At 72.0% G+C, this 13,231-nt stretch carries 13 protein-coding genes; 6 read left to right on the plus strand and 7 right to left on the minus strand.

Annotated features, from left to right (window positions below; translation table 11 throughout):
• Positions 1-116 precede the first annotated feature (116 nt).
• Positions 117-743, minus strand: coding sequence for a GntR family transcriptional regulator (locus ACFXPK_RS04015; RefSeq protein ID WP_384991887.1), 627 nt, complete (start codon positions 741-743; stop codon positions 117-119).
• Positions 744-1,313: 570 nt separating this feature from the next.
• On the opposite strand from ACFXPK_RS04015, the gene ACFXPK_RS04020 reads away from it, so the two are divergent.
• From ACFXPK_RS04020 to ACFXPK_RS04035, 4 genes are all read left to right on the plus strand, one after another.
• A complete protein-coding gene (locus tag ACFXPK_RS04020) occupies positions 1,314-2,507 on the plus strand; it encodes a S1 family peptidase (protein WP_384991890.1) in 1,194 nt (397 codons plus the stop codon).
• Positions 2,508-2,648: 141 nt separating this feature from the next.
• Positions 2,649-3,575 (plus strand): XRE family transcriptional regulator, encoded by a 927-nt coding sequence (locus tag ACFXPK_RS04025; RefSeq protein ID WP_385071356.1) that lies wholly within the window; start codon positions 2,649-2,651, stop codon positions 3,573-3,575.
• A 112-nt stretch (positions 3,576-3,687) separates the two neighbouring features.
• Positions 3,688-4,053 carry an ArsR/SmtB family transcription factor gene (locus ACFXPK_RS04030; RefSeq protein ID WP_384991895.1) on the plus strand — a complete coding sequence of 122 codons (366 nt, stop codon included), beginning with the start codon at positions 3,688-3,690 and terminating at the stop codon, positions 4,051-4,053.
• Between the two features lie 223 nt (positions 4,054-4,276).
• Positions 4,277-4,648 carry a hypothetical protein gene (locus ACFXPK_RS04035; protein ID WP_384991897.1) on the plus strand — a complete coding sequence of 124 codons (372 nt, stop codon included), beginning with the start codon at positions 4,277-4,279 and terminating at the stop codon, positions 4,646-4,648.
• A 3-nt stretch (positions 4,649-4,651) separates the two neighbouring features.
• Here ACFXPK_RS04035 and ACFXPK_RS04040 read toward each other — a convergent pair whose 3' ends face one another.
• Positions 4,652-5,011, minus strand: a complete 360-nt coding sequence (locus ACFXPK_RS04040) for an ArsR/SmtB family transcription factor (protein WP_384991900.1) — start codon at positions 5,009-5,011, stop codon at positions 4,652-4,654.
• Positions 5,012-5,167: 156 nt separating this feature from the next.
• On the opposite strand from ACFXPK_RS04040, the gene ACFXPK_RS04045 reads away from it, so the two are divergent.
• Together ACFXPK_RS04045 and rpmF are read left to right on the plus strand one after the other, a co-directional pair.
• Positions 5,168-5,908 (plus strand): class I SAM-dependent methyltransferase, encoded by a 741-nt coding sequence (locus tag ACFXPK_RS04045; RefSeq protein WP_385071360.1) that lies wholly within the window; start codon positions 5,168-5,170, stop codon positions 5,906-5,908.
• A 199-nt stretch (positions 5,909-6,107) separates the two neighbouring features.
• Complete coding sequence (gene rpmF, locus ACFXPK_RS04050; RefSeq protein WP_384991902.1) at positions 6,108-6,278, plus strand: 50S ribosomal protein L32; 171 nt, start codon at positions 6,108-6,110, stop codon at positions 6,276-6,278.
• An 86-nt stretch (positions 6,279-6,364) separates the two neighbouring features.
• Here the strand turns inward: rpmF and ACFXPK_RS04055 are convergent, their stop codons facing one another.
• From ACFXPK_RS04055 to ACFXPK_RS04075, 5 genes are all read right to left on the minus strand, one after another.
• The gene (locus ACFXPK_RS04055) at positions 6,365-7,387 is read right to left on the minus strand and encodes a hypothetical protein (protein WP_384991904.1); all 1,023 of its coding nucleotides are present in this window, start codon (positions 7,385-7,387) and stop codon (positions 6,365-6,367) included.
• Positions 7,388-7,435: 48 nt separating this feature from the next.
• Complete coding sequence (locus ACFXPK_RS04060; RefSeq protein WP_384991907.1) at positions 7,436-8,722, minus strand: TRAP transporter large permease subunit; 1,287 nt, start codon at positions 8,720-8,722, stop codon at positions 7,436-7,438.
• A gap of 3 nt (positions 8,723-8,725) precedes the next feature.
• Positions 8,726-9,355 (minus strand): hypothetical protein, encoded by a 630-nt coding sequence (locus ACFXPK_RS04065; RefSeq protein ID WP_385071365.1) that lies wholly within the window; start codon positions 9,353-9,355, stop codon positions 8,726-8,728.
• Entirely contained in the window at positions 9,352-11,481 is a 2,130-nt protein-coding gene (locus ACFXPK_RS04070; RefSeq protein ID WP_385071367.1) for a hydantoinase/oxoprolinase family protein, read from the minus strand. The genes ACFXPK_RS04065 and ACFXPK_RS04070 overlap by 4 nt, the downstream gene beginning before the upstream one ends.
• A 138-nt stretch (positions 11,482-11,619) precedes the next feature.
• Positions 11,620-13,230 (minus strand): FAD-dependent oxidoreductase, encoded by a 1,611-nt coding sequence (locus ACFXPK_RS04075; RefSeq protein ID WP_385071370.1) that lies wholly within the window; start codon positions 13,228-13,230, stop codon positions 11,620-11,622.
• Position 13,231: the final 1 nt, after the last annotated feature.

Below are 13,231 nucleotides of genomic sequence, written 5' to 3' on the forward strand. Positions count from 1 at the left end.
TGCGAGCTCTGGGCTGTGTGGTGTGTGTGCGGCTGAGCCCACCCCCCCGCGCGCCCCCGCCCCCGCCCCCCCCCCCCCCCCGACAGGACGGACAGGGCCGAGAGGGCCGACGGGCTCTAGCCCGCGAGAAGGACCTTGAGGGTCGTCTCCAGATGACCGTCGATCGCCGTGCACGCGGCCCCCGCGTCGCCCGCGGCGATCGCGGTCAGGATGGCCTGGTGCTCCCGCAGCACGGCCTCCTGCCTGCCCTGCTGGTTGTAGAGCGCCACCACCCCGGCCCTGATCTGCCTGCTGCGCAGCCCGTCGTAGTGGCGGGTGAGCAGCCCGTTGCCCACGGCGGCGATCATCGTGGCGTGGAACTGGTGGTCCACCGCGATGAATTCCTTGGCGTGCTGGGACCCGCTCAGCTCGCGCTGCCGCTCCAGCAGCGCCGTCAGCTCGGCCACGGGGGCCCGGCCCTCCGGGACCACCTGCTCGGCGGCGTAGCGTTCGACGATGCCGCGCAGCTCCATCAGCTCGGTGATCTCCCGCCCGGAGAGGGGGACGATCTGCGCGCCGCGCTTGGGGACGAGCCGGACCAGGTCCTCGGCGGCGAGCAGCAGCAGCGCCTCGCGGATGGGGGTGCGGGAGACTCCGATGCGGTCCGCGATCTCCTGCTCGGAGAGGAACCCGCCCTGGAGATCGGGGTCGGTGAGGACCTCCTCCTTGAGGAACGCGTACGCCTTCTCCCGGCCCGACGTCACGACTTCCCCCGCAGTTGCATACAACGAGTATACCGCGCGGCACGGGACGGCCAAGGGGGTACGGGAATCGCGTCACGCGTCGGACGGGCCGGAGGCACGCGGCGCGACGAGCGACACGGCGGCCGGAGCCGTGGGGGCCGGCCGGGGTGACGGGGCCCGCCGGAGCCGTGGGGGCGGCCGCGTCCGCAGCTCCCGCCCACGTCCCTTCTCACCCCGCCCGCACACATAGCCGCCGCTGCCCGCCGCGGTCCACCGCACCGGACGAAACACCCCTCCACCGAACACTCGCCACGAGCACACCGTTCGCTCACATTCGCCGCGCCCGGCGCCCGGCATATTCCTCTTTTTCCCTTTCCCCTCACAGCATTTCAACAGGGCGGTTCAACTCTGTTGAATTTCTGCCGACGGAACTCTCTTGAATCGGCCCGAGAAAATAGGCCAGAGTTCCGAACGCGGCGGCCAAGCAACCTGGTTGCCGCCGGACACACGGCACCCCCCTCCGGGAAAACGGCTCCCCCACGCCGTTTTCCTCCCCCCATGCACGGCCGTGTGTTCCGTGAACCGGAAGGAATGACTGTGCGAGTCTCCCGGAACATCTTCGCGGCCGTCGCCGCGGGCGCGCTGCTCTCCGTCACCGTCGTGACCGGAGCCCAGGCGGGCGAACAGACCACCGAGCGCTACGACCCTGCGATGGTCAAGGCCCTGGCCACCTCCCTCGGAGTCAGCGAGGGCGCGGCCGTGGACCGGCTGGACGATCAGGCGGCCCAGCAGGCCGAGCTGTCGAAGCTGGACCGTCAGGGTGTCGCCACCGACGGCGCCTTCTTCGACAGAGCCGGCTCCCTCGTCGTCAACGCCGCCGACACCCGCGCCGAACAGCGCATCGAGGACGCCGGTCTGACCCCGCGGGTGGCCGGGCACGGCCAGGCCGCGCTCGACCGCATCAAGGCGGAGCTGGACGCCAAGGCCCTCAAGCAGACGCCCGAGGGCGTCAGCGCCTGGTCGGTGGATCTCGCCACCGACACCGTCACCGTCGAGGTCAACAGCGCCAAGGGCGCGGCGGCTCAGTCCTTCCTCAAGGCGGCGAAGGCCCACGGCGACGCGGTCCGCGTGGTCGAGGGCAAGGAGGAGCTGTCCACCCAGGCCGTCGTCTCCCCCGGCGACGAGATGTCCTTCAACGGCTATGTCTGCTCGGTCGGTTACGGCGCCCGTGACACCTCGGGCCGCCAGTACCTCGTCACCGCCGGCCACTGCATCGAGGACCTGCCCGTCCTGTCGTACAAGGGCACCCGCTTCGCCCAGGGCACCAACACCCGGTTCGCGGTCGGCAGCCGCAGCGTCGACATGGGCATCGCCGCCGTCGACTCGGGCAACTCCATCGCCACGCAGGTCGGCACGTACGGCAGCGCGGGCACCGTCGCCGTCCAGGGCAGCGCGCGGGCCGCGTCCGGCGCCGCCCTGTGCAAGTCGGGCCGTACCACCTTCTGGACCTGCGGCAAGGTCAACTCGTACAACGTGACCGTCACCTACAGCGACGCCAACGGCGGTCCCGACACCGTCGTCACCGGTCTGGGCAGCTCCTCGGTCTGCACCCAGGGCGGCGACAGCGGCGGCGCCTACATCTCCGGCAACCAGGCGCAGGGGATGACCTCGGGCGGCCCGTCGGCGCAGCGGTGCACCGGCAGCGTCAACTCGCCCGGCTCCTCCTACTTCCAGCCGCTGGACGACGCCCTCTCGCACTACGGCCTCACCCTCAACACCAACTGATCGCTCCCGGGCGGTCACGCCCGGAGCGTCGCACCACGGGCCGCCCCCCACCGGCCCCCAGGACCGCCCATCGGATACGGTGGGCGGTCCTGCCCGTGCGGGCAGGGCGCGGCTCCACCGCTCGACCCGGAGGGGAATCCAGTGCACCAGGACCCTGATCCCTCCTCGCCCGTCTTCGCCGAGGTCTTCCAGCAGGCCATCAAGAGACGCGGGCTCTCCCTGGAACGCGTCCGCAGCCGTCTCGCGGAACAGTCCATCCAGATCAGCCTGACCACCCTCAGCTACTGGCAGCGGGGGCGCAGCGAGCCCGAACGGGCCGATTCGCTGCGGGCCGTGGACGCGCTGGAGACCATCCTCGAACTGCCGCCCGGCACACTGCGCTCACTGATCGGCCCGTACCGGCCGCGCGGCCGGGTCGCGCCGCCCGCCCACGACCTCAGCTCGTCCCACCGGGTCTTCGGCGAGAACTCCCTGGCGGAACAGATACTCGGCCCCGACTTCGCGCGGCTCAACGAGGCCATCAGCACGCTGAGCATCCGGGAGACCGTCACCATCGACGAGAACCGGCGGCTGTGCTCCATCGCCATCCAGCAGGTGCTGCGCGCGGCACGCGAGGGCGCCGACCGGCTCACCGCCGTCCACACCGTCGACAGCGGGGCCCGCGCGGTCCGTACCACGGTGCGCTGCGGAATTCCCGGGCCTGTCCGCTTTCTTCCCGAAGTGAGTACGGTCGTCCTCGACATACAGTTCGGCCGGAAACTCGCCAGAAACGAGACGGTGGTCATCGACTACACCCTCTCGGTCGATCCCGGGGACGGTACGGACGACCATTACGAGCGCCGGACCCGGGTCCGGCTGCGGGATTATCTGCTCCATGTCTATTTCCATCCGGCGGCGCTCCCGGTGGTCAGCCACCGTTATTACCGCGAGCACTCCGGGGCGGACAAGAGCTACAACCACCGGGTGGCGCTGGACGCCTCGCACACCGTCCACTCGGCGCCGGGCCGCTGCCCGGCCGGCATCCACGGGGTCTCCTGGGAGTGGCCCGAGGAGCCCGGACGCCCCTGAACCGGCCACCGGGCGGGGGGTAATAGGGTGGAGGACTTCCGCGTGGGGCGCCGGGCCGGCGCCGTCGAAGAGTTCGGGGAGTTCGGAGAGTTCGGGGAGTGAGGGACGTTCCGTGACGGGGACACAGATTCCGCTATATCAGGCGAAGGCGGAGTTCTTCCGGATGCTGGGACATCCGGTACGTATCCGTGTGCTGGAACTCCTCCAGGACGGGCCGATGCCGGTACGGGACCTCCTCACCGCGATCGAGATCGAGCCGTCCAGTCTCTCGCAGCAGCTCGCGGTGTTGCGCCGCGCGGGGATCGTGACGGCGACGCGGAGCAGTTCGACCGTCGTGTACGAGCTGGCCGGCGGAGATGTGGCGGAGCTGCTGCGCGCGGCGCGGCGGATCCTGGTCGAGCTGCTGGCCGGCCAGGAGGATCTGCTCTCGCAGTTGCGCACCCCCGGCCGGCCCCTGGCCCGGGAAGAAGTCTCCTGAGGGACCGGCCGTCGGCCGACCGGACGGTCGGGCAGGCGGACGGCCGGACAGCCGGACGGTCGGACAGCCGGACGGTCGGACACATCGACGGGCAGACACATCGACGACACAAGCGGAATCACGCCTTCTAATTGAAGATATCTTCAATTCGCCATCCCGAGTAAGTCGTTACTCGATAAACTCGTCATCCTGAGGGGTTCACAGGGCGAGAGGACCGGGGTCCATGGCAAGCGCGGACGTGGCACTGAAGGACGCGATGATGATCGAGGGCGCCGTGGGCGCCGCTCTGGTCGACTACACGAGCGGCATGGCGCTGGGCACGCTGGGCGGGAGCAGGGATCTGGACCTCGCCGTCGCCGCGGCGGGGAACACCGATGTCGTACGGGCCAAGATGCGGACCCTGGCGACGCTCGGCATCGAGGACGCCATCGAGGACATCCTGATCACGCTGGGCTCCCAGTACCACGTGATCCGGCCCCTGTCGGGCTCCGCCGACCAGGGACTGTTCCTGTATCTCGTACTGGACCGGGCACGCGCCAATCTGGCCATGGCGCGCCACCAGTTGAAGCGGATCGAGCACGAGGTGGACGTGTAAGGGCTACTGGCCGCCCTGCGGAGGGGTGGCGCCGGAATCCGCGGCGCGCAGATCGGCGAGGAGTTCGGCCTGCCCTGCCAGTACCCCGGAGAGAATCGCCCGTGCCACGCCCAGCAGGTCCGCGAGGTAGGGATGGGCGAGCGCGTAATGGACGGCCGAGCCCTCCCGGCGCGTCACGACGAGATTGGCGCGGCGCAACACGGCCAACTGCTGGGAGAGCTGGGCGGGCTCGACCCCGACCTCCGGAAGCATTTCGGAGACCGCGTGCTCGCGCTCGCTGAGCAGTTCGAGCACCCGGATGCGGACGGGGTGCCCCAGTGTCTTGAAGAACTCGGCCTTCAGTTGGTACAGCGGCGCGCTCACCGGCCTTGCCTCATTTCCCGCGCGTACCGCGTACAGCGCATCTGCCCGGAAGTTCCTGCCACAGGCCCGTTCCGTACCGTCGGAAGCGTCACTCCTGTGCGACGCCCCGGGGAAAACCCCACAGTACCGGCCGGGTTCCCAGGGTATACAGGCCCCATGGTGGACCGGCTCTTCTCCGACCGGGATCTGGCGGCGCTGTACGACACGCTCTGCGCGGGCCGGGCCGACTTCTCGTTCTACCTGCCGCTGGTGATGTCGGCGCGCTCCGTCCTCGATGTCGGCTGCGGCACGGGCGATCTGCTGCGCCGGGCGCGCGCGGCGGGGCACCGGGGGCGGCTGTGCGGTCTCGACCCGGCGGAGGCCATGCTGGAGCAGGCCCGGCGCGGCTCGGACCCGGCTGCCGAGTGGATCCTCGGCGATCTCTCCACCACCCGCTGGGACCGCGCGTTCGATCTGGTCGTCATGACGGGGCACGCCTTCCAGGTCCTGCTGGAGGACGACGAGGTACGGAGCGCGTGCGCCGCCGTCCGGTCCGCCCTCACCGACGAGGGCCGCTTCGTCTTCGAGACCCGCAACCCGGCGGCGCGCGCCTGGCGTACGTGGACTCCGGACCACGCCGTCGAGGTCGTCGACGCCACCGGTGACGTCGTACGGGTCGCACACGAGGCCGATCCGTACGACGGCGGGGACCGGGTCGGCTTCACCACGCGCTACACCAGTCCCGGCTGGGACGTGCCCCGGTCGAGCCGCTCCACCCTGCGCTTCCTCGGCGCGGACGAGGTGACCTCGTTCCTGGCCGAGGCGGGGCTCACCGTGGTGGAACGGTACGGCGACTGGGGCCGGGAGCCACTGACGGCGAACGGTCCCGAGATCATCACCGTCGCCGCACGGGCCTGACCTGCCGGGCCCCCGGCGTCGCTCGGCCGTCCAGCCGGGTCTCCGCCGGGCGGCGGGTCCCCGCGGCCCGGCTGACACCCCGCCCGGTGGTCCGCTCCACGACCGCCGTGCCCGCGCGGACGACGGACGGCGGTCATTAGACAATGGAATCCATTTTCATATAGCGTCAGGGGCCACTCGCCCCTACCGGAGGATCGCCATGGCCGTACCCAAGCGGAAGATGTCGCGCAGCAACACCCGTCACCGCCGCGCCCAGTGGAAGGCCACGACGCCGCAGCTCGTGCCCGTCGTGATCGACGGCACCGTCCACCGCGTGCCGCAGCGGCTGGCCAAGGCGTACGAGCGCGGGCTGCTGCACCCGGAGAGCTGACCGGCCGCGCGGGCGAGGGCGGGAACGCCTGCCGGCTGCGCCCCGCCCCCGCCCCCGCCGCCTGACCGGCGGTCAGGTCCCCGCGGTCAGCCCCGGGCGACCGCGATGCTGCCCTGGAGGCGCTCACCCGCCTCGTACACCATGTAGGGCACGCCCCCTTCGGTGCCGAAACTGGGCGAGGCGCTGCGGCCGTTGTCGGGGGCGCCGGTCCCGGAGTCGTAGAAGCGGCCGAGGTGACGGCGGAGGGTGAAGTCCTTCCCGACCTCGGTGATCATGACGTCGCCGCCGCTCGACTTGTCCTTGTTGTAGACGACGAAGGCGCTGCCGTTACGGGTCAGCAGATGCGGGCCGCCGATGTTGACGGCCGACACGTCGGTGTGGCTGACGAGGGCCTTCTGGTCGAAGGTCCAGGTGCGGCCGTCGGCCGACCAGCCCCAGTGGATGTCCCGGTGGTCGGACCGGTTGTTGAGCATGAAGAGCATCACGTAGTGGGCGTTCTTCGCGGGCAGTTCGTACGGGAAGACCCGGGCGTACGAGGTCTCGGTGGTGCCGGCGGGCAGCATGGACGTGGTGAGGACCGTCCTGTCGTACGTGAAGTTGATGCCGTCCTTGGACCGGGCCAGCCGCGTCGTGGTGTTCTCGCCGTGGAAGTAGAGCCACATCTCCTTGGCGCTCTCGTTCCACATCACGTGGGGCGAGGACACATGGCTGACGGAGTAGTGCGGCTGCCAGACGTTCGCGACGATCGGGTTGCGCGGGTACTCGGTGAACGGCCCCTCTATGTGGTCCCCGTAGGCGAGGCAGATCCCGCCGGGCGCGTCGTGCGGCGCGTAGTAGAGGTAGTAGCGGCCCAGCGGCGCGGACAGCCGTCCCGCGGTGCCGCGGATGCACGGGAAGATGATCTCGCCGGTGGGGTTGTACTTGAGCTGCGAGGGCTTCAGCAGCGTCTTGACGTAACGGTAGTCGGGGAATCCGCCCGGGGCCGCGGCCGGGGAGGCGGCGGTGGCCGGGGCGGCCGTGGAGGCCGTGGAACCGACGGCGAGCGCCGCCGCGGTCGCGCCGACCGAGGTGAGGAGGATACGGCGGCTGGGCTGGGGTGTCTCGTGCATGAAGTGCTCCGTCCCGATGGGTGGTAGGGGTGTACCGGAGATCAGCGGTCAGAGGGCGGTGGCCGCCGTGAGGCAGAAACCGCCGAGGGCGACGAACCAGACGTAGGGCAGGGTGCGCGCCATCACCTGCTGGGGGCCGACCCCCGCGTACTGCGCGCTCCACACGGTCTGGGTGCTGGTGGGGTCGGCGACGCCGAACACCTGGTTGTACGAGGCGGTGAGGCCGAGGACGGCGACGGCCGGGTAGATGCCGGCGGCGATGAGGACGCCCGCGATGCCCGCGCCGAGGCCGTACACGTTGAGCGGCCCGCGGTACAGGCACAGCGGCACCAGCGCCGTGAAGACCACGACGAACAGCACCGGGTTCTGCGGACTGACCGCCTTGACGAGGGGTTCGAGCGCTTCCACGGCGCCGGGGAGCCTGACCGCGGCGAGCAGGACGCCGATGGCCACGAACAGGGTGATGGGGGCGGCAGCCACCTCGAAGCCGTTGTACAGGGTGCGCAGCAGCCGGCGGTTCATGTCGCGCGGGCGGGTGGTCGTCACGAGCGCGTAGAGGACCCCGGCGAGCAGCGAGGGGATGATCGCGATCTCGAAGCCGAGGGCCAGGACGAGGGGGACGACCGGGGTGAGCAGCGCATACCAGGGGGCGTCGCCGAGGAGGGCGCGCCGCCGGCCGGCCCGGGTGCGCGGCTCCTCCGTACGGAAGGCCCAGGCGTGTTCGACCCCGCGCCTGCGGGACTCGACGAGGACGAACAGGACGGCCCCGGTCAGCGCGAACGGGAAGAGCTTGACCATGAAGTCGCGTACCTCGGGGACCGGCAGGTCGAGGGCGCTGGAGAAGAACTGCCACACCGGCAGCTCGAAGGGCATTCCCGCGGCGATGCCCATGAGGATCGTCCCGGCGGCGGTCACCTTGGGGATGCCGACGGCGATCATGGCGGGGATGCCGATGATGCCGGCGAGCATCGCCGCGGGCGCGGAGCCGGTCACGGTGCCGATGAGGGTCGAGACCATCAGCACACCGAGCGCGACGACCGTGGGCCGGTCGCCGCCGAACTCGACGATCTTACGGACGAGGGTGCCGGCGATGCCGGTCTCGTCGAGCAGCTTCCCCAGCCACGAGCCCAACAGGATCGCGATCATCGTCGCGGCGAGCATGGGGGCGCCCTCTTGGAGGACCGTGTCGAGGACGCTGTTCTCGCCGGTGAGCGGGGCGCCCGAGACGAAGGCGATGACCACGCCGAGCAGGACGAGCGCGAAGGCGGTGGGGAGCTTCTTGGTGAGCATCGCGGCGACACCGGCCGCCATGATGATCAGGATGACGATGCCCATGACTTACTTCTCTCTTGCCGGGGCGGCGGACGCGGCCAGGGCGGCGGACAGCAGGAGGGGGCTGCGGCCCAGGCCGCAGACGGATTGCGCGTAGGCGTGCGCGGCGAGTTCGTCGGCGCCCGCGACATGGGCGAGGACCCGCAGCCGCCCGAGGCGCAGCGCGGTGTGGCCGAGGGCTTCCTTGAGCGCGGCGCGCCCGGGACCGTGGTGCAGGCGTTCGTGGACGCTCTCGTGGGCGAGGGCGGCGGCGCGCACCGAGCCGGCCGGGAACCACTCCCGCCAGCCGTGGGCGGTCACCAGGCGCTCCGCGGCGGCGACGGAGTCCGTGTACAGCTCGACGGTGGGGGGCCGGGAGGTGTAGCGGGCCAGGAGCCCGCGCTCCAGACCGCCCTCGCGCTCCACGATCCGCCGGGGGGCGGGCGTCCCCTCGGGGGTCAGGGCGGCACCGAACCCGGCGGCGGTCGCGGCCCAGTGGCGCAGCAGCGCGGGGTCGCGGCCCTCGTGCAGCGAGAGGGAGCCGAGGAAGCGCGCGCCGTACTCGATGTCGTCGACGGCGGCGAGAGCGGCGGCACGCGCGGGGGCGGCGGTCCTCCCAGGGGCAGCGGCGCGCGCGGGGGCGGTGGGGCGGGTCATGACCGCTCCTCCACGATCGCGACGACGGGCTCGTCGCCGGGGCGGCCCTCCATCTCGGTACGGGCCAGCGCGAGCAGGGCCCCCGGGTCGAGCACCCCGGAGAGGTCGGCGATGCGGGAGCCGATGAGCAGCCGCAGCGCGGGGGCGCGTACGCCGCCGTCGCCGTAGGCGGTGGCCTCGCCGACGAGCGCGGCGAGGGCCCCCTGCGCGGCGGCCACGGTGGTGGTGCTCACCCGCGCGTCACGGGCGTGCAGCCGGACCACGCCGTCGGCGTCGACGACGCGCACGGGCCTGCGTACCCGGCGCAGTCTGCGGCGTACTTCGGTGCCGTAGACGGTGTAGGCGGGGGTGCCCGCGAGGAGGTCGACCCGGTCCTCGGGGACCTTGAGGCCGGCGGCGGCGAGCCTCAGCCGTTCGGCACCGTCGGCCCGGTGGGCGCGGTCCTGGGTGCGCAGTTCGGTGGCGCCGGTGGCGACGGCGCGCACGGTGCTGGTCTGCGGGTCGACCGTGACCTCCACCTCGACGGCGTCGGCGACGGCGCCCTGGGCGACGACGGCCCGTTCGGCCTCGGAGCGCACCGCGAGGATGTCCTCCTGGCCGGCGCCGGGGATGATCCGTTCGACCTGTTCGCGGATGAGGGCGAGGGCGACCCCGATGGGGCTGATGACCTCGCTGTGCGCGGCGATACGGCCCTCGTGGCCGGTGGTGGCGGCCAGGTGCGGGGTGACGGCGGCGGCGCCGCCTCCCCCGCCGACGAGCTGGACGGTGTCCTTGTCGAGCCGGTAGTCGTCGATCATGGCGTCGACGACGGCCCGGACCTGGGCGATCGCCGCGTCCAGCACCTGGGTGGCGGCGGTGTCGACATCGGTGCCGAGCGCGGCGGCCAGCGGGGCGAGCGCGGCGCGGGCCACCTCGCGGCCGGCGCGCGCGAAGTCGCCCTCGGGGACCCGGCCCAGGGCATTGGCGGCGCAGGTCAGGGTGAGCGCGTAGCGGCCGCCCGCGGCGTCGAGCACGACATGGTCAGCGGCGTCCTCGGGCAGCGGGCTGACGGTGGCGAGCCGTGCGCCGGCGAGGTCGTCGGCGGAGGCGAAGCAGGCGTAGGGCAGGGCGGCGATGTGCGCGCTGCGCGGGCCGACGGTGGTGACCTTCCCGCCGCCGATCCGGATCATCGAGCCGCCGCCGACGCCGACGGTGCGTACGTCGAGCGCGGAGAGGTAGGAGGATCTGCCGAGGAGGGTCGCGTGGCGCACGGCGACCTTGCCCCGGCGTACGACGCTGATGTCGGTGGAGGTGCCGCCGGTCTCCAGGAAGACGCCCTCGCTGACGCGTTCGCGCATCAGCGCTCCGGCGACGCCGGCCGCGGGCCCGGAGAGCACGGTCAGCAGGGGGCGGCGGCGCATCTCGTCGAGGGACATGACGCCGCCGTCGCACCGCATCACCATGAGCGGGGCGGTGACGCCCGCCTTGGTGATGGAGGCGTCCACGAGGTCGGCGGTGGCGAACATCTTCGGGAGGATCGCGGCGTTGACGACGGCGGTACGGCTGCGCTTGTGGAGGCCGTACAGCGAGGTGATGTCGTGGGCGGCGGTCATCGGCAGACCGCGCTCGGCGGCCACCTCCCGTACCGCGTCCTCCCCTTCGGGGCGGTCCACGCTGAACGGCTGGGTGGCGACGAGTACCTGGGCGCCGCCGCGGGCCGCCGTGTCGACGGCGGACTCGACGGCGGCCCGGTCCCCGGGGTCGGCGATGTGCGTGTAGGTCAGCGGGAGCCGCTTGCCGGGGGAGAGTTCGAGCTTGGCGAGGGAGGCGAGGCGGCGGGTGAAGGCGGCCCCCGCTCCGGTGCCGATGCCGAGCAGTCCGACGGTGGCCACGTCGCCCTCCAGCAGGGCGTTGGTAGCCTGTGTGGTGCCGTGTGCCAGAAAGGCGACGTCCTCAGGGGCGTGTCCGGTCTGGGTCAGCAGACGGTCGAGCGCTTCCACGATGCCGTGGGCCACTCCGTCCTGATGATGGTGGCTGGTGGGAATCTTCACCTGCCCGAGCAGGTCGAGGGTCGTGGCGTCCACGGCCACGGCGTCGGTGAAGGTCCCGCCCACGTCGATGCCGACGCGTATGCGGTGGGTGTTCATGTCCGGGCACCTCCTTGTGCTGGGTCGGCGCTGACGCGGGCGGTTGGGCCGGGCGGGGCAGGTGGAGCTGCTCCCGTCCGGCCGTCCCGCCCTCGGGAGTCCGGGCGCGCCGTGCTGCCTCCCGGACTCCGGTGGGGTTCAGTAGCCGCGCACGCGCGGCCAGTGGCGTTCGACTCCGGCCCGGTCGAGCAGGGCGGCGAAGGTCTCGAAGCGCTTCTCCTCGGCCTGCACCTCGTGCGGTGCGACGCCCTCGTCGAGGCAGTGGGCGGCGAGCGCGCCGGCGACCTCGCCGATGTTCCACTCCACGGGGTGCAGCCGGAAGCAGCCGTTGGTGATGTGGGTGGTGCCGATGTTCTTCGCGGCGGGCAGCAGATTGCGGGTACGGCGCGGGATCAGCGCGCCGAGGGGGATCTCGAAGGGCACGGAGCCGATGTCGATGTAGTTGTCGCCGCCGGTGGAGGGGTGCAGATCGATGCGGTAGCTGCCGACGCCGACCGCGTCACGGTGGCGGGTGCCGCCGGTGGGGCCGACGAGGTCGATCGCCACGTCGTGTTCGGTGACGGTCGTGACGGCCTTGATCCGGCGGGACTCGCGTACGTACGGGGCCTTGGCGAGGCCGTCCTCGGTGCCCGTGACATCGGGGCGGAGCCGCAGCCCGGGGAAGCCGGTGCCGCCGTCGGGGCGCGGCGCCTCGGTCTGGAGCCAGTACAGGAGGGACAGCGACAACTGCCGGGCCTCGCGGACCGCTTCGGCCGCCGTCCGCTCCCCCGCGCCGATCAGCGGCTTGAGCCAGTAGTCGTTGAGGGGCCAGTTGACGAGGGTGATGTCGGAGTCGAAGGCGCCGTCCCGGTGGAGCTTCCTCGCCAGGATGCGGCGGAAGCCGAAGAGTTCCTTGTCCCCCGCGTCGGCGGACTGGTCCGCGCTGACGGCGAGCGGGTCGATCTCCGGGTTGGGTACGAAGGTGCGCTCCACCGCCTCCAGCGAGCGCGGGTCGGGCGCGAGGAAGCCGAGCAGCGGGCCGGGCCAGAAGTCCGGTGTGTAGGCGCGCCAGAAGTCGTAGTCGGCGGGGCGCTCGATGGTGTGGTCCTCCCCCTCGTGGTGGGAGAGGGCGAAACAGAAGGTGATGCCCTGCTGGTTGAGCGGGTCGGCCAGCTCGGGGGCGTGCGGTTCGCCGAACTCGGCGCGGGACTCGGCGCCGAGCGCGTACTCGACCCCGGCCAGCTCCAGCAGTTCGCCCGTCTCGGTGGCGTCGAGGACGTAGGAGGCGGTGAGGGTACGCCGGCCACCGCCGCGCAGATCCTCCAGGGTGACGGAGCGTACGGTGTCGCCGTCGGTCGCGGCGGCCACCGGGCGGTGTTCGGTGAGCAGGGTCAGCCGGCCGGCCGCGCGGTGCGGGGCGAGCAGCGCCTCCAGCGCGGCGAGCGCGACACGGGGCTCGGCGCACAGCTTGCTGACACGGCCGGCGCCGGGGTTGAGGGCGGGCAGGGCGGCGGCCTCGGAGCGCAGCGGGTACCAGTCGCGGTAGTAGCCGCGGATCGCCTCGCGCAGCGCGCGGTAGGAGGCGGTGACGCCGAACTGCTCGACCCACGGGTGCTCGTCCGGCGGAACCGCCTGTGAGGTGAGCTGGCCCCCGATCCAGTCGGTCTCCTCGGTGAGGACGACCGTACGGCCGGCACGGCAGGCGGCGAGGGCGGCGGCGACGCCGCCGAGTCCACCGCCGACGACGAGGATGTCGGGTTGGCTGATCACG

Source organism: Streptomyces sp. NPDC059142 (genome assembly GCF_042755665.1).
Classification (GTDB): domain Bacteria; phylum Actinomycetota; class Actinomycetes; order Streptomycetales; family Streptomycetaceae; genus Streptomyces.